20 protein-coding genes are annotated in these 23,202 nt (G+C 69.2%); 17 read left to right on the top strand and 3 right to left on the bottom strand.

Annotated elements, in window-relative coordinates; genetic code table 11:
• Window positions 1–52 precede the first annotated feature (52 nt).
• Window positions 53–1,672, top strand: a complete 1,620-nt coding sequence (groL, locus tag ACGFI6_RS19115; protein WP_393120217.1) for a chaperonin GroEL — start codon at window positions 53–55, stop codon at window positions 1,670–1,672.
• Window positions 1,673–2,057: 385 nt separating this feature from the next.
• Here the strand turns inward: groL and ACGFI6_RS19110 are convergent, their stop codons facing one another.
• Window positions 2,058–2,495, bottom strand: a complete 438-nt coding sequence (locus ACGFI6_RS19110; RefSeq protein ID WP_393120215.1) for a hypothetical protein — start codon at window positions 2,493–2,495, stop codon at window positions 2,058–2,060.
• 172 nt (window positions 2,496–2,667) lie between these two features.
• Here ACGFI6_RS19110 and ACGFI6_RS19105 point away from each other — a divergent pair, with 172 nt between their 5' ends.
• The 8 genes from ACGFI6_RS19105 (at window position 2,668) to ACGFI6_RS19070 (ending at window position 9,909) form a co-directional block, all read left to right on the top strand.
• The gene (locus ACGFI6_RS19105; protein ID WP_393120213.1) at window positions 2,668–3,066 is read left to right on the top strand and encodes a hypothetical protein; all 399 of its coding nucleotides are present in this window, start codon (window positions 2,668–2,670) and stop codon (window positions 3,064–3,066) included.
• Between the two features lie 81 nt (window positions 3,067–3,147).
• Window positions 3,148–3,618 carry a GNAT family N-acetyltransferase gene (locus ACGFI6_RS19100; protein ID WP_393120212.1) on the top strand — a complete coding sequence of 157 codons (471 nt, stop codon included), beginning with the start codon at window positions 3,148–3,150 and terminating at the stop codon, window positions 3,616–3,618.
• A 135-nt stretch (window positions 3,619–3,753) separates the two neighbouring features.
• A complete protein-coding gene (shbA, locus tag ACGFI6_RS19095; protein WP_393120210.1) occupies window positions 3,754–4,359 on the top strand; it encodes an RNA polymerase sigma factor ShbA in 606 nt (201 codons plus the stop codon).
• Window positions 4,352–5,950, top strand: a complete 1,599-nt coding sequence (locus ACGFI6_RS19090) for a hypothetical protein (protein ID WP_393120208.1) — start codon at window positions 4,352–4,354, stop codon at window positions 5,948–5,950. The genes shbA and ACGFI6_RS19090 overlap by 8 nt, the downstream gene beginning before the upstream one ends.
• Before the next feature lie 134 nt (window positions 5,951–6,084).
• The gene (gene guaB / locus ACGFI6_RS19085; RefSeq protein WP_393120206.1) at window positions 6,085–7,596 is read left to right on the top strand and encodes an IMP dehydrogenase; all 1,512 of its coding nucleotides are present in this window, start codon (window positions 6,085–6,087) and stop codon (window positions 7,594–7,596) included.
• Window positions 7,597–7,624: 28 nt separating this feature from the next.
• The gene (locus ACGFI6_RS19080; protein ID WP_393120204.1) at window positions 7,625–8,731 is read left to right on the top strand and encodes a GuaB3 family IMP dehydrogenase-related protein; all 1,107 of its coding nucleotides are present in this window, start codon (window positions 7,625–7,627) and stop codon (window positions 8,729–8,731) included.
• A gap of 5 nt (window positions 8,732–8,736) precedes the next feature.
• Window positions 8,737–9,450: an alpha/beta fold hydrolase gene (locus ACGFI6_RS19075; protein ID WP_393120202.1), complete on the top strand. Its 714-nt coding sequence runs from the start codon at window positions 8,737–8,739 to the stop codon at window positions 9,448–9,450.
• A 51-nt stretch (window positions 9,451–9,501) separates the two neighbouring features.
• Window positions 9,502–9,909, top strand: a complete 408-nt coding sequence (locus tag ACGFI6_RS19070) for a hypothetical protein (RefSeq protein WP_393120200.1) — start codon at window positions 9,502–9,504, stop codon at window positions 9,907–9,909.
• A gap of 4 nt (window positions 9,910–9,913) precedes the next feature.
• Here the strand turns inward: ACGFI6_RS19070 and ACGFI6_RS19065 are convergent, their stop codons facing one another.
• A complete protein-coding gene (locus ACGFI6_RS19065; protein WP_393120198.1) occupies window positions 9,914–10,477 on the bottom strand; it encodes a TIGR03086 family metal-binding protein in 564 nt (187 codons plus the stop codon).
• A 47-nt stretch (window positions 10,478–10,524) separates the two neighbouring features.
• Window positions 10,525–11,973: a hypothetical protein gene (locus tag ACGFI6_RS19060; RefSeq protein ID WP_393120196.1), complete on the bottom strand. Its 1,449-nt coding sequence runs from the start codon at window positions 11,971–11,973 to the stop codon at window positions 10,525–10,527.
• Between the two features lie 92 nt (window positions 11,974–12,065).
• On the opposite strand from ACGFI6_RS19060, the gene ACGFI6_RS19055 reads away from it, so the two are divergent.
• The 8 genes from ACGFI6_RS19055 to guaA all read left to right on the top strand — a co-directional run bounded on the left by ACGFI6_RS19055 (window position 12,066) and on the right by guaA (window position 23,121).
• On the top strand, window positions 12,066–13,658 hold the full coding sequence (locus ACGFI6_RS19055; protein WP_393120194.1) for a succinic semialdehyde dehydrogenase: 1,593 nt from the start codon (window positions 12,066–12,068) through the stop codon (window positions 13,656–13,658).
• Window positions 13,659–13,773: 115 nt separating this feature from the next.
• Window positions 13,774–15,474, top strand: coding sequence for a GMC oxidoreductase (locus tag ACGFI6_RS19050; RefSeq protein WP_393120192.1), 1,701 nt, complete (start codon window positions 13,774–13,776; stop codon window positions 15,472–15,474).
• Between the two features lie 695 nt (window positions 15,475–16,169).
• On the top strand, window positions 16,170–17,165 hold the full coding sequence (gene bioB, locus ACGFI6_RS19045; protein WP_393120190.1) for a biotin synthase BioB: 996 nt from the start codon (window positions 16,170–16,172) through the stop codon (window positions 17,163–17,165).
• A gap of 202 nt (window positions 17,166–17,367) precedes the next feature.
• Window positions 17,368–18,669, top strand: coding sequence for an adenosylmethionine--8-amino-7-oxononanoate transaminase (locus tag ACGFI6_RS19040; RefSeq protein WP_393120189.1), 1,302 nt, complete (start codon window positions 17,368–17,370; stop codon window positions 18,667–18,669).
• 22 nt (window positions 18,670–18,691) lie between these two features.
• Window positions 18,692–19,813, top strand: coding sequence for an 8-amino-7-oxononanoate synthase (locus tag ACGFI6_RS19035; RefSeq protein ID WP_393121257.1), 1,122 nt, complete (start codon window positions 18,692–18,694; stop codon window positions 19,811–19,813).
• On the top strand, window positions 19,810–20,466 hold the full coding sequence (gene bioD, locus ACGFI6_RS19030; RefSeq protein WP_393120187.1) for a dethiobiotin synthase: 657 nt from the start codon (window positions 19,810–19,812) through the stop codon (window positions 20,464–20,466). The genes ACGFI6_RS19035 and bioD overlap by 4 nt, the downstream gene beginning before the upstream one ends.
• Window positions 20,463–21,548, top strand: coding sequence for a hypothetical protein (locus tag ACGFI6_RS19025; protein WP_393120185.1), 1,086 nt, complete (start codon window positions 20,463–20,465; stop codon window positions 21,546–21,548). The genes bioD and ACGFI6_RS19025 overlap by 4 nt, the downstream gene beginning before the upstream one ends.
• A gap of 22 nt (window positions 21,549–21,570) precedes the next feature.
• Entirely contained in the window at window positions 21,571–23,121 is a 1,551-nt protein-coding gene (gene guaA, locus ACGFI6_RS19020) for a glutamine-hydrolyzing GMP synthase (protein ID WP_393120183.1), read from the top strand.
• Window positions 23,122–23,202 lie beyond the last annotated feature (81 nt).

Genomic DNA, 23,202 nt, shown 5'->3' with positions numbered 1-23,202 from the left:
GGGACGGTTCGCCTCGCAGGTACAGAGATTTCAGAGAGGGACTGGATTTTTCATGCCGAAGATCCTCGAGTTCGACGAGAACGCGCGGCGCGCGCTGGAGCGCGGCGTCGACAAGCTCGCGAACACGGTGAAGGTGACGCTGGGCCCGAAGGGCCGCTACGTCGTCCTGGACAAGAAGTGGGGCGCCCCGACCATCACCAACGACGGTGTCACCGTCGCCCGTGAGGTCGAGCTGGACGACCCGTTCGAGAACCTTGGTGCGCAGCTCACCAAGGAGGTCGCGACCAAGACCAACGACATCGCCGGTGACGGCACCACCACCGCGACGGTGCTGGCGCAGGCGCTGGTGCACGAAGGCCTCCGGGCGGTCGCCGCGGGCGTCAACCCGATGGGCCTGAAGAAGGGCATCGAGGCGGCCGTCGACGCCGTGTCGGCCAAGCTGATGGAGACCGCGCGGCCGGTCGACGACAAGGCCGACATGGCCCACGTCGCCACCATCTCCGCCCGGGACGCCGAGATCGGCGCCCTGATCGCGGACGCGTTCGACAAGGTCGGCAAGGACGGTGTGATCACCGTCGAGGAGTCGAACACCTTCGGGACCGAGCTCGAGTTCACCGAGGGCATGCAGTTCGACAAGGGCTACATCTCGCCGTACTTCATCACCGACGCCGAGGCCGGCGAAGCGGTGCTGGAGGACCCGTACATCCTGATCCACCAGGGCAAGATCTCCGCGATCGCGGACCTGCTGCCGCTGCTGGAGAAGGTCGTGCAGTCCAGCAAGACGCTGCTGATCATCGCCGAGGACGTCGACGCCGAGGCACTGTCGACCCTGGTGGTCAACAAGATCCGCGGCAACTTCACCTCGGTCGCCGTCAAGGCGCCGGGCTTCGGTGACCGCCGCAAGGCGATGCTGGAGGACCTGGCCGCGCTCACCGGCGCGCAGGTCGTCGCCCCCGAGGTCGGGCTGAAGCTCGACCAGGTCGGCCTCGAGGTGCTCGGTTCGGCGCGCCGGATCGTGGTCTCGAAGGACAACACGACCGTCGTCGAGGGTTCCGGCAAGGCCGAGGACATCGAGGGCCGGGTCAGCCAGATCAAGTCCGAGATCGAGCGCACCGACTCCGACTGGGACCGCGAGAAGCTGCAGGAGCGGCTGGCCAAGCTGGCCGGTGGCGTCTGCGTGATCAAGGTCGGCGCGGCCACCGAGGTCGAGCTCAAGGAGAAGAAGCACCGGATCGAGGACGCGGTGTCCGCGACCCGGGCCGCGATCGAAGAGGGCATCGTCGCCGGCGGCGGCTCCGCCCTGGTGCACGCGTCCTCCGTGCTGGACAGCGGCCTGGACCTGGACGGCGACGAGCTCGCCGGTGTCCGGATCGTCCGCAAGGCGATCGTCGAGCCGCTGCGCTGGATCGCCGAGAACGGCGGCTACGAGGGTTACGTCGTGACCGCCAAGGTCGCCGAGCTGGAGCTCGGCAGCGGGTTCAACGCTGCCACCGGCGAGTACGGCGACCTGCTCGCGCAGGGCGTCCTGGACCCGGTCAAGGTGACCCGGTCCGCGCTCGCCAACGCCGGCTCGATCGCCGCGCTCCTGCTGACCACCGAGACCCTGGTGGTCGACAAGCCCGAGGAAGAAGAGCCCGCGGCGGCCGGTCACGGCCACGGCCACGGTCACTGACCCTCGGCACAGCTAGTTCGCAGCACCGCAGACGAAGCGCTGCACCAAAGCACCGCCCGGAAGGTCCTCGGACCTCCGGGCGGTGTTCTTTTGTTCCTCGTTGCGTGCTTCAAGGTGTTGCGAGCCGCGGCCGGTCGTCGCTGCGGAAGGTACGGGGGGTGAACCACCCACACGCGGATGGCACAGGCCGCTGACTGGCGGGTTATTTGACCGGTGGCGTCGAGCAACACGCCAGTGGTGACATAACCCGCCAGCGGCGAGGCAACCTACGCCGGGTGCCTGCTGGATTTAGATCCGCTGCACCCCCAATCGTGAAGAGCTGTTTTTGTTGCGCCGATCAGTTTTATTGTTGCGCGCCGGAAAAACGTTGCGCACTATTTTTGTTTCAGGTCGTGACCAGGCATTTGTTGGTGGTCACCGACGAGCCGCCGTTGCGCATGACCACCCAGAGGCTGTAATCGGTGTTCTCGGGCAGGTCGCCGGTGGCCCACGGGCTCCAGTACGGGGATGTGTGGCCGACCGTCGTCGCCGTACGGCCGGTGCTCAGGTGCGCCTCTAGGCCCCAGCCGTCGCCCTTGCCGTCGTAGACCCGGAAGGCGTCGCCCGGGTCGCCGTTGACCGGGTCACCGTTCCACTCGACCTGGCCGACCTCGTTGACGTTGCTGTCGTAGATCCTGATGAGCTTGCTGTTGTGCGCGGAGTCGGTCAGTGAGCAGGTCAGGCTGTAGCCGGCCGCGCCGGCCGTCGAGGCGCCGGCCACCAGGGTTGCGCCGGTGACCAGGGTGCTGACCAGCAAGCCGCCGAGAAGGTTTCGGATGTTCACTCGGTTCCTTTCGGGAAAAGGCAGATCGTGCCGTTTGTCGGCCAGCGATCCTAAGTCGTTCGCGGAAATACCGGCAGCCGTGTTCCACAGGCTGCAACAGCGGTGTAACCGAGTCGCGGTCCGCCTAGAATTCCCCGACATTTGTTCATCTCGGGAAAGGGATTGGCGGAACATGCGAATCTTGAAGCTCGGTTTGTGTACCGGAATCGCCGCGGCGGCCATGATCGCCGGACTGCAGGCACCCGCCTGGGCGAGTACGGAGTACCTGTGGACCGCCGGTGGGTACGGCCTGTGGTCCGCGGATCCCAGCAGCGGCGACCCCGGTGACGCGATCAAGGCCTGCGACACCAGCAGCGACGGTTGGGCCATCCAGGTGAGCTTGAACTGGGGAGATGCCACCCACACCCGGACCATCGACACCCGTGGTCACCAGTCGGGGTACTGCACGGGATGGGCCACCGGTGACATCCCCGAATCGGAGACCGTCGACATCACGGTCCAGCAGGTCAAGCTCGGCGACGACGGCAAGCTCCACTATCAGAACCCGGTGCACTTCCAGCGGCAGGCCTGAGACCGGCGGTGCCCCTGGCGACTCCACCGCCAGGGGCACTGTCCTGCGGACAGCTTCCGGTCGATCTGATGAGATGGGCCGGTGCTGATTCGTGAACGTCGTGACAACGATCTGGCGGTGTGTGTCGAGTTGCTGGGCGCTGTCCATGAGCAAGCCGGCTACCCGATCAACTGGCCTGGGGATCCGGGGGGATGGTTGACGCCGGAGGGTGCGTTGGGGTGTTGGGTTGCGGTGGGTGAGGACGAGCAGGTGGTCGGCCATGTCGTACTGACGGCTGTCGAGGATCGCGCCGAGGTGGAGCGGCTGTTCGTGGATCCGCAGGCCACGCGGCAGGGAATCGGGCGGCAGCTACTCGAGCACTGCGTGCGGACCGCGGACGAGCTGGGCCGGAAGCTCTCGCTCGAGGTGGTCGACAACCGCGGCGCGGCGATCACCGTCTACCGCCGGGCCGGCTGGCTCGAACAGGGCCGTACCCCGATCACCTGGGGTGGCGACCAGGCCACGGAGCTGATCCGCTTCGAGGCGCCCGCCATTCGGCGAACCGGTGAGTAGTGACAGATCGTGATCAAAACAAGGGCTTGCACCAGATTCCGCACTAGGCAAGAAGAGTTGAGCGCCGTACCATCTTTCAGGCTGACCGGTCTGATCACGAGGGGGAGACGGTGACAAAGGTCCGAGGGGGTCCGGGTGCCTGACACCACCCAGGTCGAGCTCAGGGATCTTGCCGCGCTGGCCGGCGCCGGGGACCGAGCAGCTCTGAACGACCTACTGACCAGGGTGCGCGCTGTGGCGCACCGTTACGTCCGGTCCCGTCTGTGGACCTATCCCGGCGGCGCCGACATGATCGACGACGTCGCCCAGGAAGTTTGCGTCGCGGTGTTCGGTGCACTCAGCCGGTACCGGGACGAGGGGAGGCCTTTCGAGGCTTTCGTCTACGGCATCGCGGCCCGCAAGGTCGCCGATGCCCAGCGTGCGTTCGCGGTCGCCGACGTTTCGACGCCGGACCTGCCGGACGGCGCGGACGAGTCACCGACGCCTGAGGAGCGTGCGGTACGGCAGTCCGAGGTCCAGCACATCACGGGCCTGATGGACAAGCTGCCGGAGAAACTGCGCGAGATCCTACGACTGCGCGTCGTTGCGGGGATGTCAGCCGAGGAGACCGGCCGGGCACTGGGGATGACACCGGGGGCGGTGAGGGTCGCACAGCATCGAGCGTTGAACACGCTCAGGGGGTATGTGGGACATGAAGCACAGCTGGAACGAGGAAGAGCAGGGGAGGGGCATCATGGCTGACCGTTTCGACCTGGACGCGATCGAGGCCGATGACGCACTGCTCGATCTGCTCGCCGCCGGTGGGGAGTCCGCCCGTGCGGCGGGCGAACACGACCCGGCCATCGCGCTGCTGGCCGAACTGCGGCTGGCCGTGGAGGTCGAGGACGAGCTCCCGGAGGAGTCCATCGACGACCCGGAGAGCTTCCTGGCGCGCTGCGCCGCGCTGAACCCGATCACCGACCCGTTCGCCCGCAAGGTGGCGACCCGTGGTCTGGCGTTCGGTGTCGCCGCGGTCGCCGCACTGTCGGTCTCCGGGGTGGCGGCGGCGGTCAACGGTGACCCGTTGTCGCCGTACGAGAAGGTCATCGAGAAGATGGTCGACGCGGTCCGGCCGCAGACCAGCTTCCCCAAGGAGGACCTGGACGGGCTGCCGGTCGTCGACCGGTCGAAGATCGTCAAGGTCGGCAAGGACTTCCAGGACAAGACGCGGGCCGGTCACATCAACTCGACCGGGACCGACGACCCGACCGACACGCCACAGGCGCAGAAGACCGTCGAGCCGCCGGTACTCCCGCCGCTCCCGGTGGACAAGCCGATGGCGGTCCAGATCCCCGAGACCAGCGCACCCGTCCCGCCGGTCGTGCAGCAGACGCAGGACGACGACCAGCAGACGGACCCGTCCGCGACCGAGACGACTGCACCGACCGACAGCACGACGACGGACGATCCGACCAGCGACCCGACCGGTGCGCCGACGACCGCGCCGACCGACCAGCCGACGGAGGCACCGTCGACGCCGGCGGACCCGACGACCGATCCGACCGGTGCTCCGACCACGACACCGACGGACCCGGGCACCACCACGCCGCCGGAGAACGTGGACAACGGGAGTACGGACGACGGCTCGTCCTCGGACCCGACCACCGCGCCGGGCGGCGACTCGAACGGCAGCGATCCGGACGGCAGCGACCCGAGCGGCAACCCGACGACGCTGCCGAGCGGCGACCCGACCACCGGCGACACCACGGCGCCGGCCGACGGGACGACCAAGCCGCCGGCCGACGAGACCGGTGGCGTCGACCCGAGCACCGACCCGAGCACCGACCCGGCCGGGACGACCACGCCGGGGACCGACCCGCTGACCAGCGGCCTGTCGGCGGTACCGAGCTCGATCGGTACCGTGGTGACCCAGATCGTCGACGCGGTCGCGGACCCGAGCGTGCTGCCGACGCCGACCGGTCAGCAGACTCCGCTCGAGAGCGCCGATCAGTACTTCGGGAAGTCCGGCGAACCTGCGGCCGCCAAGCCGAAGGCCACCGCGAAGGCCCGGAGTGCGGCGAAGGCCAAGGCCGCCGCGAAGGCCAGGGCCACAGCGAAGGCCAGGGCCACAGCGAAGGCCAGGCAGGCCGCCGCGATCAAGGCCGCGAAGCACTCCAGCGGCAAGGTCAGCACCGGCTCGGTCCGCAAGTCCTACGCGAAGGGCAAGCACTCCACCGGCCTGTACCCGGAGGGCAAGCACGCCGCGATCGCACGCACCCACGGCTCCACCGCCGACGCCAGCCTGCTGGCGATCCTCGGCATCGTGAACGCGCCGACCGACAAGCAGCGGTAACTCACCCGGCCGTCCAGCCGCCCGTCGCGCACCCCGCGGCGGGCGGTTGCCTGTGGACGGCGGATTCGGGGTCTGGTAAGGGCGCGGATAGGATGAGGTTCCGTTCTCGCCGTACGAAGGTGCTAGTTTTCCTCATGGACATCACCCCCGCTGGAGTTCCCGACAAGTTCGCCGTCCTCGGCCTCACCTTCGACGACGTACTGCTGCAGCCGAACGAGTCCGACGTCATCCCCTCCGAGGTCAGCACCCGGAGCCGGGTGAGCCGCAACGTCTGGGTGAACATCCCGCTGCTGTCCAGCGCGATGGACACCGTCACCGAGGCCCGGATGGCGATCGCCATGGCCCGGCAGGGCGGCCTCGGCGTCCTGCACCGCAACCTCTCGATCGAGGACCAGGCCCAGCAGGTCGACCTGGTCAAGCGTTCCGAGTCCGGGATGATCGCGCAGCCGATCACCATCGGCCCGGAGGCCAGCATCGGTGAGGCCGACGCGCTCTGCGCGCAGTACCGGATCTCCGGTGTCCCCGTGGTCGACGACGCGGGCGTCCTGGTCGGCATCGTCACGAACCGCGACATGCGCTTCGAGACCGACATGTCCCGCCCGGTCCGCGAGGTGATGACCCGGCAGCCGCTGATCACCGGCAAGCAGGGCATCGCCGCCGACGACGCGATGGCGCTGCTCAGCAAGCACAAGGTCGAGAAGTTGCCGCTGGTCGACGACGCCGGCCGGCTCACCGGGCTGATCACGCTGAAGGACTTCGTCAAGCGCGACAAGTTCCCGCTGTCCACCAAGGACGCCTCCGGCCGGCTGATGGTCGGCGCCGCGATCGGCTTCTTCGGCGAGGCGTACAAGCGCGCCATGACGCTGGTCGAGGCGGGCGTCGACGTGCTCGTCGTGGACACCGCCCACGGCCATTCCAAGGCGCAGATCGAGATCATCCGCAAGCTCAAGGCGGACCCGGCGACCCGTGGCGTCGACATCGTCGGCGGCAACGTCGGCACCCGCGCGGGCGCGCAGGCGCTGGTCGATGCGGGCGCGGACGGTGTGAAGGTCGGCGTCGGACCGGGCTCTATCTGTACGACCCGGGTCGTGTCCGGCGTCGGCGTGCCGCAGGTGACTGCGATCTACGAGGCGTCGCTGGCCTGTAAACCGGCCGGTGTCCCGGTCGTCGGCGACGGCGGCCTGCAGTACTCGGGTGACATCGCGAAGGCGCTCGTCGCCGGCGCCGACACCGTGATGCTGGGGTCGCTGCTCGCCGGGTGCGAGGAGTCGCCGGGCGATCTGGTCTTCATCAACGGCAAGCAGTTCAAGGCGTACCGCGGGATGGGTTCGCTCGCCGCGATGTCGTCCGGCGGCCTGCGCAAGTCGTACTCGAAGGATCGCTACTTCCAGCACGACGGCGGCTCCGACGAGAAGCTGATCGCCGAGGGCGTCGAGGGCCAGGTGCCGTACCGGGGCCCGCTGTCCGCGGTCGCCCACCAGCTGATCGGCGGCCTCCGGCAGTCGATGTGGTACACGGGCGCCCGCACCGTCGAAGAGCTCCAGGACAACGGCCGCTTCGTCCGCATCACCTCGGCCGGCCTGCAGGAGTCCCACCCGCACGACATCCAGATGACGGTCGAAGCCCCGAACTACTCCGGCCGCTGACCGTCTGCCAACCGAAGGAATCCACCAGATGACCGAGATCGAGATCGGCCGGGCCAAGCGCGGCCGGCAGGCGTACGCGTTCGACGACATCGCGATCGTGCCGTCGCGGCGGACGCGGGATCCTGAGGAGGTCTCGGTCGCCTGGCAGATCGACGCGTACCGGTTCGAGCTGCCGATCCTGGCCGCGCCGATGGACTCGGTGATGTCGCCGCAGACCGCGATCGCGATCGGGAAGGCCGGCGGCCTCGGCGTCCTGAACCTCGAAGGCCTCTGGACGCGGTACGAGGACCCGGCGAGCCTGCTCGAGGAGATCATGCATCTCGACGGGCAGCAGGCGACGCATCGGCTGCAGGAGATCTACGCGGCACCGATCAAGCCCGAGCTGATCTCCCAGCGGGTGCAGGAGATCCGCGCCTCCGGCGTGACGGTCGCCGGCGCGCTGTCGCCGCAGCGCACCAAGCAGTTCGCAAAGCACGTCGTGGACGCGGGCGTCGACCTGTTCGTCATCCGCGGCACGACGGTGTCGGCCGAGCACGTCTCCGGTCAGGCCGAGCCGCTGAACCTGAAGCAGTTCATCTACGACCTCGACGTACCGGTGATCGTGGGCGGTTGCGCGACGCACCAGGCGGCGCTGCACCTGATGCGGACCGGTGCGGCCGGCGTGCTCGTCGGCTTCGGCGGTGGCGCCGCGCACACCACGCGGAAGGTGCTCGGCGTCGCGGTGCCGATGGCGTCCGCGGTGGCCGACGTCGCGGCGGCGCGGCGGGACTACATGGACGAGTCCGGCGGGCGGTACGTGCACGTCATCGCGGACGGTTCGGTCGGGCGGTCCGGTGACGTGGCGAAGGCGATCGCCTGCGGCGCGGACGCCGTGATGGTCGGCTCGCCGCTGGCCCGGGCGAGCGACGCCCCCGGCGGTGGGTACCACTGGGGCGCCGAGGCCTGGCACCAGGACCTGCCCCGTGGCGAGCGGGTCGAGGTCGGCGTCACCGGCACGATGGAGCAGATCCTGTTCGGCCCGTCCTGGGTCCCCGACGGCACGATGAACCTGGTCGGCGCCCTGAAGCGAGCGATGGCCACCACCGGCTATACGGAGCTCAAGGAGTTTCAGCGGGTCGAGGTCGTCGTCGGTTGAGCCCCATGACCGGCGTACTGCTCCTGCATGGTTCGAGTGGGGTGCCGGATCTTGGGCGGGCGCGGCTGCTCGAGGCCGAGGGGTACGACGTGGTCGCGCCGAGCTGGCCGGTCACCCATGAGGTTCCGCTGGAGTCGTTCCCGCTCGACGAGCTGGCGGCTCGCAACGACCGGGTGATCACGATGGGCAGCTCGTGGGGTGCTGAGGCTGCGCTGCTGCTCGGTGCGCTCGACGAGCGGGTCGAGTCGGTGGTGGCGTTCGCCCCGAGCGCCTACGTGTGGGGACGGAATCTGGAGGACGGCAGTCAGCGGTCGGCGTGGACCTGGCAGGGCGCACCGCTGCCGTTCGTACCGTTCGATCTCGACTGGCGGCCGGACGACAACCCACCGAGCTACGTCGGGTGCTACCGCCAGAGCCTGAAGGCGGCGACCGAGCAGACCCGGATCGCAGTGGAGCAGATCCGTGGTGAGGTGCTGCTCGTCGCCGGCGGCGACGACAAGGTCTGGCCGGCGGTCGAGTTCGCGGAGGAGATCGTGCGGCGCCGTGGCGACCGTCCGACGCGGCTCGTGACGGTGGCTGAGGCCGGTCACCGTGCGGTGCTGCCCGGCGAGGAACCGAAGACCGCAGGGGCGCGGATGGCCCGCGGCGGGACCGATCAGGCCGACCGCGAGCTCGGTGCCCGCGCGTGGCCCGAGATCCTCCAGCTGCTCGGGGCCTGAGCGACGTGCGTCGAGTGCACCAGGTTTGACGCGTTCTGGAAGGATTGCGGCATGGGACTGTTCAGCCGACGCACCAGCAGCCAGGACACGGACAATGTTGCCCTCGCCGCGGCACGGGGCCGGCTGTCCGCGGACGACGTGGATCAGGTGCGGTTCCTGATCACCACCAAGAAGGCCGTGCACGCGGTCAAACTCATCCGGGACCGGACCGGCCTCGACCTGAAGCAGTCGAAGGAGCTGGTCGACGACATCCGCCTCGGCCGGTACGTACCACCGACGACCGGTACGCCGCTGGTCCGCCGCCCGGGCACCAACCTGGCCGAGCGCACCCGTGCCCTCAAGGCAGCCGGTGAGCTCCACCAGGCGACCGCGCTGGTCGTCTCCGAGACCGGCATGACCGAGGCCGAGGCAGGTCTGTTCGTCGGCGCCCTCCGCGCTCAGGCCCAGGACACCGACTAACCGTCTAGGCCGGGCTCCATTCCGGATTGCGGCCGAACGCGGCGAGCAGGGCGTCGCCGGACTCGGTGAACCCGTCGAGCCGGGCGCCGATCATCCCGGCCGACCGGTACAGCTCCTCGCGTTCACCGAACCAGGTCCCGACCTCGTCCACCAGCTCCGGTTCCAGCCGCGGCGGTACGCCGATCGCGACCGCCAGGTCCCATCCGTGGATCAGATGATCCGCGGCCAGCTGGCGCAGGTACTCCTGCGGATCCTCGTCGCCGTACGACAGATGCACCTTGTCGACGGTCAGCGTCGCCGCGACGGCCGCCTCCCGGGCCGCGTGCGACGCCGCGCCGGACGGATCGTCCGCGAGCAGATCACCGTCGAGCGTGTCGCCGACCTCGGCGATCGTCCAGCCCTTCATCAGCGGTACGGTCCAGCGTTCCTCGCCGACCACGTGGTTCACCAGCGCGCGGACGTCCCAGTCCGTGCACGGCGTCGGCTCCGACCACTGACCGGGCCCCACCTGCGCCACCAGCTCCGCGAAGTTCGCGACCGTGCAGTTGTGCAGCTCCACGACTTCCATCGTTCCCCACCCCCAAGCGTCAGCGTCCGCCTGGGAAGGCGGGGACGTCAACGGCCGAGTTGGAGTTGCTCCGCCGCCTCGTGCGCGTGGTGTGACGCGGCCAGGTCGCCGGTCGCGGCGAGCAGGTTGCCGTGGTGCCGGTAGCAGGACCCGGCCAGGTCCTTCATGGTTTCGTTGTCGTCGGCGTACGGGATCAGCGCAGTCGCGACCTCGGCACACCAGCCGCCGAGGTCGAGCGCGATGTCGGTCCGGCCGGCCTGGAAGTACGCCTCCGACACGTCGAGCAGCAGCTGCGCCCAGATCGGTACGTACGTCGCGGTCTGGAAGCGCATCCGGTGCGACTCGCGTTCGGACGAGATCGCGAACAGGTAGTGCGCCTCGAGGCCCAGGGTGAGTGCGGTGGCGCCGTCCTGCGTCAGCAACGGCCGCACCAGCTCCGCCAGTTCGGTCGCGCGCTGTGCCGCCGACTCCGGATCGGTCCGGCCGGAGACGGTGGCCAGGGTCATGCCGGGCGCGGGCTCGCTCAGCGCCACCAGCCGGTGGTACTGCTCGAACGGCCCGAGTTTGACCTCCGCGTTCTCAAGCGCCGCCACCAGCGTCGGCGGCAGCCCGCGGTCGAGCTCCTCGACCACACGGCCCGCGGTCTCCGGGTCGGTGTCGTACGCAGTCCGCAGGCAGGCCTCACCCTCGAGGCGTCCGACGCTGCCGAGGTGCTTGCCCTTCCGAACCAGGGCGGCGACCAGCGTGCGCATGTCCGTCGCGGAGTCCGAGTCGGCGAGCGTGTCGGCGGTGGTCAGCCCGATCTCGTCCGCCTCGAGCGCGAGGTCCATCCGTCCCTCGGCCGCGTGGACGTCGGCCGACACCGCTGTCGCCGTACACAGATAGCGGGCGTACGAGAGCGATTGCGGGCTCTCGTTGATCTGGTCGGCGAGCTGCAGGAACAGCTGGGTCGCCGCATCCGCGGACGCGACCGCGAGCGCCGGGTCGCCGTACCGCCGCAGGATCAGCGCGTTCATCGCGAGCACCCGGGCGAAGTCCGGCTGGTGCTTCAGCCCGTCCTCGCCGCCGACGAGCTGGCCGTACGCGATCACCGCGCCGTCCATCTCCAGTACGGCGGTGGCGCCGTGGCCGCGATGTGCCTGGGTCATCGCACGCCGCGCGCGGACGTCCGCGAGGAAGCAGGTCGCGTCGAGCACACCGGCGTCCTGGAGCTCGGTGTAGCCGAGTTGCGCCTCGTGCAGCGCGGCCAGCGCCTCCTCGTGCCGGCCGGACGCGTTCAGCGAGCCGGCCAGCTCGTACTGGGTCGCGGCCATCAGGTGCTTGGCCTCGTAATGGTTCGGGCGTGCCTCGGCGCGCTCCCGGGCCAGCTCGATGACCCGTTGCTGGTACGGCCCAGCCTCGTCGGCCCGGCCTTCCTCGATCAGCACCTGGGCGGTCTGCAGCGCCTCACCGAGCTCGTCCTCAGGAGGCGTCCAGAGCCCCCCGCTGTCCACCATCTGTACAGTCCACCCCTTCGCAGGCTTCAGCCGCTCAGCTTAACCATCCTCTGATACTGACACTGACTATTACCGACAGGTAGCCTTCAGCTATGAGCGAGCAGACGTCGATTCCCGCGGATCCTGAGCTCGATCCGACCGCGTCGTATGCCACCGACCAGTCGGTGATCCGGCGGTTGGCGGGGTTGCTGCGGGCCACGTCCGGCACGCGGACGTCGTACGCGCCGGCCACCGGGCAGCCGATCGCGGACCTGCCGACCTCGAGTGCGGACGACGTGACTGCCGCGGTCCGGACCGCCCGCAGGACCCAGCAGACCTGGGCGCGGGTGCCGCTCGCGGAGCGCGCCGCGATCCTGCTGCGATACCACGACCTGGTCCTCGACCACCGGCACGAGCTGGTCGACCTGATCATCCGCGAGTCCGGCAAGGCGCGGAAGCAGGCCTTCGAGGAGCTCGCGCACGTCGCGCTGACGGCCCGGTACTACGGCCGCAAGGCGTTCGAGCTGCTCGAGCCGCAGCGCAAGCTCGGGATCTTCCCGCTGCTCACCCGCGCCGAGGAACGCTTCGTCCCGAAGGGCGTCGTCGGCATCATCTCGCCGTGGAACTACCCGCTGACGATGGCGATCTCGGACGGCCTGCCGGCGATCCTGGCCGGCAACACGGTCGTCCACAAACCCGACAGCCAGACCCCGCTGACCGCGCTCCGCGCCATCGAGCTGCTGTACGAGGCCGGTCTGCCGCGCGAAGCCTGGCTAGCGGTGAACGGCGACGGCCCGACCGTCGGCGGCGCGCTGATCCAGAACGCCGACTACATCTGTTTCACCGGCTCGACCAAGACCGGCCGCCTGGTGGCGAAGCAGTGCGGCGAGCGGCTGATCGGCTGCAGCCTCGAGCTCGGCGGCAAGAACCCGATGCTGGTACTGCGGGACGCGGACCTCAACCGCGCCGCTGAAGGCGCCGTCCGCGCCTGCTTCGCGAACGCGGGCCAGCTGTGTGTCTCGATGGAGCGCCTGTACGTCGCCGACCAGGTGTACGACGCGTTCGTGACCGCGTTCGTCGACCGGGTGAAGAACCTGCGGCTGTCGGCGGGCACCGGCTGGGACGTCGACATGGGCTCGCTGATATCGCAGGCGCAGCTCGAGACGGTCACCCGGCACGTCGAGGACGCTCGCGAGCAGGGCGCCACCGTACTGACCGGCGGGAAGCCGCGTCCGGACATCGGCCCGCTGTTCTACGAGCCGACCGTGCTGTCGGGTGTCACCCCGGCGATGGAGTGCTTCGACAACGAGACGTTCGGACCGGTGGTCTCGATCTACCGGTTCTCCGACGAGTCCGAGGCGATCCAGCGCGCGAACGAGGGCGAGTACGGCCTGAACGCGAGCGTCTGGACCCGGGACGGCCGCCGCGGCCGCGCCGTCGCCGCGCAGCTGATGGCCGGCACCGTCAACGTCAACGAGGGGTACGGCGCGACGTTCGGCTCGATCGACACTCCGATGGGCGGCATGCGCTCGTCCGGCCTCGGCCGTCGCCAGGGTGTCGAGGGCATCCGCCGGTACGTCGAACCGCAGGCGATCGCGACCCAGCGGGTGATCCCGATCGCGGCGTCGCACGGTATCTCCGACGAGAAGTTCGCCGAGCTGATGACCGGCGCCCTCCGAGTCCTGAAGAAGATCGGCCGTCCATGACTGTGTTGAATGCCTCGCTGCCGCTCGGCGGGTCATGGGGCTGTGACTCCCGGTCTTCCCTCGTCGCTCTGGTCGCTTCGCTCCCGCCGCTCCTCAGCCCAGACCGGGAGGCCCCATGACCTTCGACTACGACGTCCTCGTCATCGGGTCCGGCTTCGGCGGATCGGTGTCGGCGCTGCGGCTGACCGAGAAGGGCTACCGGGTCGCAGTACTCGAGGCGGGCGCGCGGTTCGACGATGCCGGGTTCGCGAAGAACTCGTGGGACACCAAGCGGTTTCTGTTCGCGCCTCGCCTGGGCATGTACGGCATCCAGCGGATCAGCGCGTTGCGCGACGTGATCATCCTGTCCGGCGCCGGGGTCGGCGGCGGCAGCCTGGTGTACGCGAACACTCTGTACGAGCCGCTGCCCGCGTTCTACACCGACAGCGCCTGGTCGCACATCACCGACTGGAAGTCCGAGCTCGCGCCGTACTACGACCAGGCGAAGCGGATGCTCGGCGTCACGACGTACCCGGGCTTCACGCCCGCGGACAAGGTGATGAAGCAGGTCGCCGACGACCTGGGCGTGGGGGACACGTTCCACCCGACACCGGTCGGCGTGTTCTTCGGTGAGCCCGGCGTCGAGGTTGACGACCCGTACTTCGGCGGCGCCGGACCGCGGCGTACCGGCTGTATCGACTGCGGCGAGTGCATGACCGGCTGCCGGCACAACGCCAAGAACACCCTGACCAAGAACTACCTCTACCTGGCCGAGAAGTCCGGCGCCGAGGTCTACTCGATGACCACGGTCACGTCCGTCGAGCCGCTGCCGGACGGCGGGTACGCGATCGACACCTGTCGTACGTCCCATCGCAAGGTGACCCGGCGCTTCACCGCGCAGCAGGTGGTGTTCGCAGCGTCCGCGCTCGGTACGGCAAAGCTCCTGCACCGGCTGCGCGACGGGGGCAAGCTGCCCCGGCTGTCGGACCGGCTCGGTGTACTGACCCGGACGAACTCCGAGTCGCTGCTCGGCGCGATCGCCCGCGACGGCGACGTCGACTACACCCGCGGGGTCGCGATCACGTCGTCGTTCCACCCGGACGACATCACGCACATCGAGCCGGTGCGGTACGGGAAGGGCAGCAACGCGATGTCGCTGCTGCAGACCGTGCTGACCGACGGCGACGGCGACAAGCCCCGCTGGCGGACCTGGCTGCGCGAGCTGGGCGTGCAGCGCAAGAACATCCGCCGGCTGTACGACCTGAAGCACTGGTCGGAGCGGACCGTGATCGCGCTCGTCATGCAGACCGCGGACAACTCGATCACGACGTACGGCAAGCGGGACCGGCTGGGCCGCTGGAAGCTGACGTCCAAGCAGGGCCACGGCGCCCCGAACCCGTCCTGGATCCCGGTCGCGAACCAGGTGGTCCGGCGGATGGCCAAGCTGATGAACGGTACGCCGGGCGGCACCATCGGCGAGCCGTTCAACGTACCGATGACCGCGCACTTCATCGGCGGCTGCGCGATCGGGGACTCGGCCGCCTCGGGGGTGGTGGATCCGTACCACCGCGTCTACGGGTACGAAGGGCTGCACATCGTGGACGGCTCCACGATCTCGGCGAACCTCGGCGTCAACCCGTCCTTGACGATCACCGCCCAGGCCGAGCGCGCGCTGTCGTTCTGGCCGAACAAGGGCGCGGCGGACCCGCGGCCGGCGGCGGGCGAGGAGTACCGCCGGATCCAGCCGGTGAAGCCGGAGCACCCGGTCGTACCGGATGACGCCCCCGGGGCCCTCCGGCTCCCGATCTTCCCGAAGCACCCCACCCCCAACCCATAACCCTCACCCCAGTCCGACCCATCCCAGCCGGCGGCGGCCTGGGCCATCCCTTCACCCTTCAGATTGCCCGTTTGCCTCTTGGATGGGAGCGGGGAGGGGAGCAACGGCAGTGGGTCCCCGCTGACTGTTCACGCCCCTGGAAGTGTCGGGCCGGAGGGAAGCAGGCTGTGACGGGGTTGTAACAGAACGACGGAATGCGCAACAAATGAAAAAGCCTCAGCAGTAAGTTGCTGAGGCTTTTCGAAAAGGTCCGGAAAAGGGAGCAGGTCCCTCGGGAACGTTTCCGCCCAAATCGTTTCCCGAGGGACCCACTCAAGCCGGGGTGAGGCGCCCGGCGCTTGGGATCGGGTCACCAACCATGGCTGGCGACCCGAGCTCTTGGTTACTACCTTACATCCGATTTCCTGGAGCTTCGTGGCTTGTGACCACTCTGCGTGCTGATCGTAATGATCGGCATTGTTGCTCTTGGTAACCGGGTGGCGGTCTTCCTTGCGGTAACCGCCTCTGCACACATCAACGAGCCCTTCTACAGGGGGTTACGAGGTTTCGCAGAAAATTCCAGATTCTTTTGCGGGAAGTGCGGAGAGTGGTCGTGAGGCACTTCGGTCCGAGGTGTTCCACGTGACGCCCGCCGCAGAGCCCGCGGAGGGACCTGACCTACTCTGAGCCGACCGTTCTGATGAGGCAGGAGAACTATGAGCGAGATCCTGGACGTGGCACGTCAGCAGGTTCTGGAAGAGGGCACCGGGCTGAGCCAGGAGCAATTGGCCGAGGTCCTCCGGGTGCCCGACGAGCAGCTGCCGGAATTGCTCGCGCTCGCCCACGACGTCCGGGTCAAGTGGTGCGGCGAGGAGGTCGAGGTCGAGGGGATCATCTCGCTGAAGACCGGCGGCTGCCCCGAGGACTGCCACTTCTGCTCGCAGTCCGGCCAGTTCACCTCGCCGGTGCGCTCGGTCTGGCTGAACATCCCGGAGCTGGTCGAGGCCGCCAAGGAGACCGCGAAGACCGGCGCCACCGAGTTCTGCATCGTCGCCGCGGTCCGCGGGCCGGACGAGCGGCTGATGGCGCAGGTGAAGGCCGGCATCGAGGCGATCAACGCCGAGGTCGACATCAACATCGCCTGTTCGCTCGGCATGCTCACCCAGGCGCAGGTCGACGAGCTGAAGTCGTGGGGCGTGCACCGCTACAACCACAACCTCGAGTCCGCCCGGTCGTACTTCGGCGACGTCGTCACCACGCACTCGTTCGAGGAGCGCTGGGAGACCTGCCTGATGGTGCGCGACTCCGGGATGGAGCTGTGCTGCGGCGGACTGGTCGGGATGGGCGAGACGCTCGAGCAGCGCGCGGAGCTGGCCGCCCAGCTCGCCGAGCTCGACCCGCACGAGGTCCCGCTGAACTTCCTCAACCCGCGCCCCGGGACACCGTTCGGCGACCTCGAGGTGATGGACGGCAAGGACGCGCTGCGCACCATCGCCGCGTTCCGGCTGGCGATGCCGCGGACGGTCCTGCGGTACGCCGGTGGCCGCGAGCTGACCCTCGGCGACCTGGGAACCCGCGACGGGCTGCTCGGCGGCATCAACGCCGTCATCGTCGGCAACTACCTGACCACCCTCGGCCGCCCGGCGACCGCCGACCTCGATCTCCTCGCCGAGCTCAAGATGCCGGTGAAGGAACTCCAGAAGTCGCTATGACGTACTGCGGTCGTTGCGGGCTCGAGGGGCGTCACGAGGCGTGCGTGCAGGCCTTGGCGCTGGAACCTCCGCGATACTGCGCGCACTGCCGGCGGCGGATGATCGTCCAGGTGCACCCGATGGGCTGGACCGCCCGATGCTCTGTGCACGGCTCGGTTGATGACTCGGTTGATGGCGCGGCCGACGGTCGGGTGCCGTCCTGATGTCCGGTCTGGTGGCGCGTGACGCGGAGCTGTTGTGGCATCCGTACTCGTCGCTGACCTCACCGTCGCCGGTGCGGCTCGTCCGGGGCGCTTCCGGCGTACGGCTGCAGCTGGACGACGGCGCAGGTGGAACGGTCGAGGCGATCGACGCGATGGCGTCCTGGTGGTGCATGATCCACGGCTACCGTCATCCTGTCCTGGATGCTGCCGTGAAGCGCCAGGTCGACGAGTTCAGTCATGTGATGTTCGGTGGTCTGACCCACGAACCGGCGATCCGGCTGGCGGAGCGGCTGGTCGAGATCACGCCGGCTCCGCTGCAGCATGTCTTCTTCTGCGACTCGGGATCGGTCTCCGTCGAGGTCGCGATCAAGCTCGCACTGCAGTACCAGGTGGCTCGCGGTCGGGTCGGGCGGACGCGGATGCTGACCGTCCGCGGCGGCTACCACGGCGACACCTTTGCCCCGATGAGCGTCTGCGATCCGGTGAACGGCATGCACTCGTTGTTCACCGGCGCTCTGCAGGAGCAGGTCTTCGGCCCGCAACCACCGGCCGACTTCAACCGTCCTTCGGACGATCCCGAGTTGCTGGCGTGGGCCGACGCGATGAGTGCGCTGGCCACCGAACATTCGGATCAGATCGCGGCGATCGTCGTCGAGCCGGTCCTGCAGGGCGCCGGCGGCATGTATCCGTACGGCCCTGCCTGTCTTCGGATCCTGCGCGAGCTGGCCGATCAGCACGGCTTCCTGCTGATCTTCGACGAGATCGCGACCGGGTTCGGCCGTACGGGCACGCTCTTCGCGTCCGAGCACGCCGGGGTCGAGCCCGACATCCTCTGCGTCGGCAAGGCGTTGACCGGCGGCTACCTGACGCTCGCGGCCATGCTGTGTACGACGGAGGTCGCGCGAACCGTCTCGGACGGGCCGGGTGGAGCGCTGATGCACGGGCCGACGTTCATGGCGAACCCGCTCGCGTGTGCGGTTGCTCTGGCCTCGCTGGACCTGCTGTTATCGCAGGACTGGGCCGGGCGAGTCGCTCAGATCTCGGCCGGTCTGTCCTCGGGGTTGGCGCCGGCGCGGGAGTTGCCGGCGGTGAAGGACGTCCGGGTGATCGGCGCGGTCGGCGTCGTACAACTGGCCGGACCGGTGGACCTGCCAACGATGACGGACGCGGCGCTGCGGCGCGGGGTGTGGGTACGCCCGTTCCGCGACCTCGTCTACACCATGCCGCCCTACATCTGCACCGCCGACGAGATCGCCACGATCGCGACGGCGATCACCGGTGCCATCGAGGAGGCCGGCTGATGCGCAAGAGGGGCGGGTTGTGATGCTCGAGGAGTGGCTTGGGCCGAAGGCTGCTGCGTTGGAGGCCCGCGGTTTGACGCGGCGACTGCGGCCGCGCGCGGCCGGCGATCGGCTGATCGACCTGGCCGGCAACGACTACCTGGGCCTCGCCCGGGACACCCGCGTCATCGAGGCCGCCGCAGAGGCGCTCCGGGTGTGGGGAACCGGCGCAACCGCGTCCCGCCTGGTCACCGGCACCACCGCACTGCACGAAGAGTTGGAGTCGGAGCTCGCCGCGTACGTCGGACAGCCGGCCGGCTTGGTGTTCTCGTCCGGGTACCTGGCCAACCTCGGCGTCGTCACCGCCCTCGGCGGACCGGGGACATTGCTGATCTCCGACGAACACATCCATGCCTCACTCGTGGACGCGTGCCGCCTGTCCCGCTCCCGCGTCGAGGTCGTCCCGCACAACGACGTCGACGCCGTCGAGAAACTCCTTGCCGAACGCAACGAGCCGCACGCCCTGGTGATGACCGAGTCGGTCTTCTCCGTCCTCAGCGACGAGGCCCCGCTGACCGCCCTCGCCGCCACCGCCGCCGCACACAACGCCGTACTCCTGGTCGACGAAGCCCACGGCCTGGGCGTAACCGGCCACGGCCACGGATCGGTCCACGCACTAGGCCTAGCCGGCCTCGACCACGTCATCGTCACCATGACCCTGTCGAAGTCTTTGGCCTCGCAGGGTGGGGTCGTCCTCGGTCCGACCGTGCTGCGTGAACACCTGGTCAACCGCGCCCGCCCGTTCATCTACGACACCGGCCTGAACCCAGCCGCTTGCGCCGCAGCCCTTGCTGCACTAGGCGTTCTGCAGGCCGAGCCCGATCGCCCGGCCGCGATCCACGCTGCCGCGGCGCGGCTGGCGGACGCCTGCGAGGTGCCGCGGTCGCGTGGCGCGGTGGTGTCGGTCCCGATGCCAGGCCCGCGGGAGACCGTACAGGCGGCCGAACTGTGCCTGCGCAACGGCGTACGAGTCGGAAGCTTCCGGCCGCCGTCTGTCCCGGACGGGATCTCCCGGCTACGACTCACAGCTCACGCCGGACTGTCTGTCGAGGACCTCGATCGCGCCTGCGCCGTGATCACCGACGCGATCGGTCAGGTCTCGTGATCATTGTCGTCACCGGTACCGATACCGATGTTGGGAAGACGGTTGTTACGGCGGCGCTTGCGGTGCTTGCGGGTGAGTCGGTTGTGGTGGTCAAGCCGGCGCAGACCGGTGTGCTGCCGGGGGAGCCGGGGGACCTTGCGGAGGTCGGTCGGCTCAGCGGCGCGACCGTGCTGCACGAAGGCGTTCGGCTGCCTGAGCCGCTCGCGCCGACCACTGCGGCGCGGCGCGCGGGGATCGTGCTGCCGTCGGTCGAGGAGTGTGCGGCCTCGATCGACGATCTTGCTCGCACGTACGAGACCGTGCTCGTCGAGGGCGCCGGCGGACTGCTCGTCGGGCTCGATGCCGAGGGCAACAACCTCGCGGATCTCGCAGAGCATCTGACGTCGCCGTTCCAGTTCGTGGTGGTTGCTCGCGCCGGCCTCGGTACGTTGAACCACGCCGGGCTCACGGTCGAGGCATTGCGGTCGCGCGGGTTGCCGGTCGAGGGGCTCGTGATCGGGTCCTGGCCGGCGGAACCGGATCTTGCCGAGCGCTGCAACCTGGAGGATCTTCCGGCGACGACGGGGGTGCCGGTGATCGCGCGGATCCCGGCCGGTGTCGGTGGCTGGTCCCGGGAGGAGTTCCGGGCGGCCGTACCGGGATGGTTCGAGTGAGCGGTTGCCCGGCGCGGTTCGACGACGCACTCGGGTACTGGCGGGTGGACGATCCGGCGCTGGCGCGCGAGGTGCTGCTCGACCCGCAGACGTTCCGCCCGGACAACGCCGTACTGGCGCACACGCCGCTGTCCGTGAAGGCGCTGCGGGTGCTGTCGGCGGTCGGGTTCGCGCTGCCGCCGACGCTGGCGAACAACGGGGGCGCGTCGCACCGCCCGATCCGAGCGGCCGTCGCGCGGTTCTTCAGCCCGGCGCGGGTGGCCGCGATCGAGCCGCTGGCGCGGGAGCTGAACGTGGAGCGGGTCGCGGCGGCCAGTGCAGCGCTGGCGAACGGCGAGCAGGTCGATCTCGTACAGGCGATCGCCGCGGAGCCGCCTGCGCTCGTTCTGCTCCACCTGCTCGGGCTGACGAACGTTGACGTACCGGCGTTGAAGGACTGGAGTCTCGACTCGCTCGAGCTGTTCTGGGGCTGGCCGGACGCAGACCGGCAGCTGGAGCTGGCACACAGTGCAGCCGAGTTCTACGCCTGGCTGCGCGCCCGTACGACGGCCGCTCGCAAGGCTGCGCGGGTAGGTGGTGACCTGTTTGGTGTGCTGGTCGGACTTGGGCTGTCAGACGAGGAGGTGTGCGCGGTCGGCTACTTCCTGCTGATCGCCGGCCAGGAGACCACGACCCAGCTCATCTCCACCGCCTTCCACCGCTCCCTCGGCCGGACGATCGACCCGCCGGAGGTCGTCGAACAGGTACTCCGCGAGTCCTCGTCCGTCCCGACCTGGCGCCGCATCACCGCCGCCCCGACCACCCTCGGCGACGTCGACCTCCCAGCCGGCGCCCCCGTCCTCCTGGGCCTCACCGCTCACAACGGCCCCGCCGACCTGGCCTTCGGCCTAGGCATCCACCGCTGCCTGGGCGCCACCCTCGCCCGCCTGGAAACCCGAATAGCCCTCGAAGCCGCCCAACCCCTCCTACCCACCGTGCAGCTGGCGGAGCCGGCGCCGACGATCAACCTCCTGTCCTTCCGCGCACCCCGGCAACTCCTGGTGACGCCTCGGCGCGTCGGTGCAGGATTACAGTCCTGCTGAGGTGCACCGATACGCTGGGGCGGTGGCGGAGCATGAGCTGGTTCTGGTTGTTGATTTCGGGGCGCAGTATGCGCAGTTGATCGCGCGGCGGGTGCGCGAGGCGAAGGTGTACTCCGAGATCGTGCCGCACTCGATGCCGGTCGAGGAGATGCTGGCGAAGGGGCCGAAGGCGATCATCCTGTCCGGCGGGCCGCAGTCGGTGTACGCCGAGGGTGCGCCGCGGGTCGACTCCGGGCTGTTCGAGGCGGGCGTTCCGGCGTTCGGGATCTGCTACGGGTTCCAGGCGATGGCGCAGTCGCTCGGCGGTGAGGTCCGGCGGACCGGGTTGCGTGAGTTCGGCCGTACGCCGGTGACCGTGACCGCGGCGGGCCGGCTGCTGGCCGACGTACCCGAGGATCTGAACGTGTGGATGTCGCACGGTGACGCCGTGCACGCGCCGCCGGCCGGGTTCGCCGTACTGGCCGCGTCCGACGGGGCACCGGTGGCCGCGTTCGAGGACCTCGACCGCAGGCTCGCCGGTGTGCAGTGGCACCCGGAGGTCCTGCATTCGCAGGCCGGGCAGGCCGTGCTGGAGCACTTCCTGTACGAGATCGCCGGCTGCAAGGGTGACTGGACGACGACCAACGTGGTCGAGGAGCAGGTCGCGCTGATCCGCGAGCAGGTCGGCGACAAGCAGGTGCTGTGCGCGCTCTCCGGCGGCGTCGACTCCGCGGTCGCGGCAGCCCTGGTGCACAAGGCGATCGGTGACCAGCTGACCTGTGTGTACGTGGACCACGGCCTGCAGCGCGCCGGCGAGTCCGAGCAGATCGAGAAGGACTTCGCCGCCGCGATCGGGATCCGCCTGGAGGCGATCGACGCCGAGGACCAGTTCCTGGGCGCGCTGGCCGGCGTCACTGACCCGGAGCAGAAGCGGAAGATCATCGGCCGCGAGTTCATCCGGACGTTCGAGTCGACCGCGCGCAAGGTGGACGCCGAGCGGCACATCGAGTTCCTGGTCCAGGGCACGCTGTACCCGGACGTGGTCGAGTCCGGTGGCGGCGCGGGTGCGGCGAACATCAAGTCGCACCACAACGTCGGCGGTCTGCCGGACGACCTCGAGTTCAGCTTGATCGAGCCGCTGCGGACCCTGTTCAAGGACGAGGTTCGCGAGCTCGGGCTGGCGCTCGGGCTCCCTGAGACGATGGTCTACCGGCACCCGTTCCCGGGGCCCGGTCTGGCGATCCGCATCATCGGCGCGGTGACGCGCGAGCGGCTGGACATTCTGCGCGCCGCGGACCTGATCGCCCGTACGGAGTTGACCGCGGCCGGGCTCGATCGGGACATCTGGCAGTTCCCGGTCGTACTGCTGGCCGACGTCCGCTCGGTCGGCGTCCAGGGCGACGGCCGGACGTACGGGCACCCGGTAGTGCTGCGCCCGGTCACCAGCGAGGACGCGATGACCGCGGACTGGGCCCGCGTCCCGTACGACGTGATCGAACGCATCTCGACCCGGATCACCAACGAGGTCGACGAGATCAACCGGGTCACCCTCGACGTCACCAGCAAGCCGCCGGGCACCATCGAGTGGGAGTAGTTCACATCACAGCGGGCGACCCCGGCGACTGTTAGTGTCGGAATCGTCACCCGTTGACCACGGCGGGTGATTTCCTCGGGG

Source organism: Kribbella sp. NPDC048928 (genome assembly GCF_043197975.1).
Lineage (GTDB): Bacteria > Actinomycetota > Actinomycetes > Propionibacteriales > Kribbellaceae > Kribbella.
This window is presented reverse-complemented; position numbering and strand designations above follow the sequence as displayed.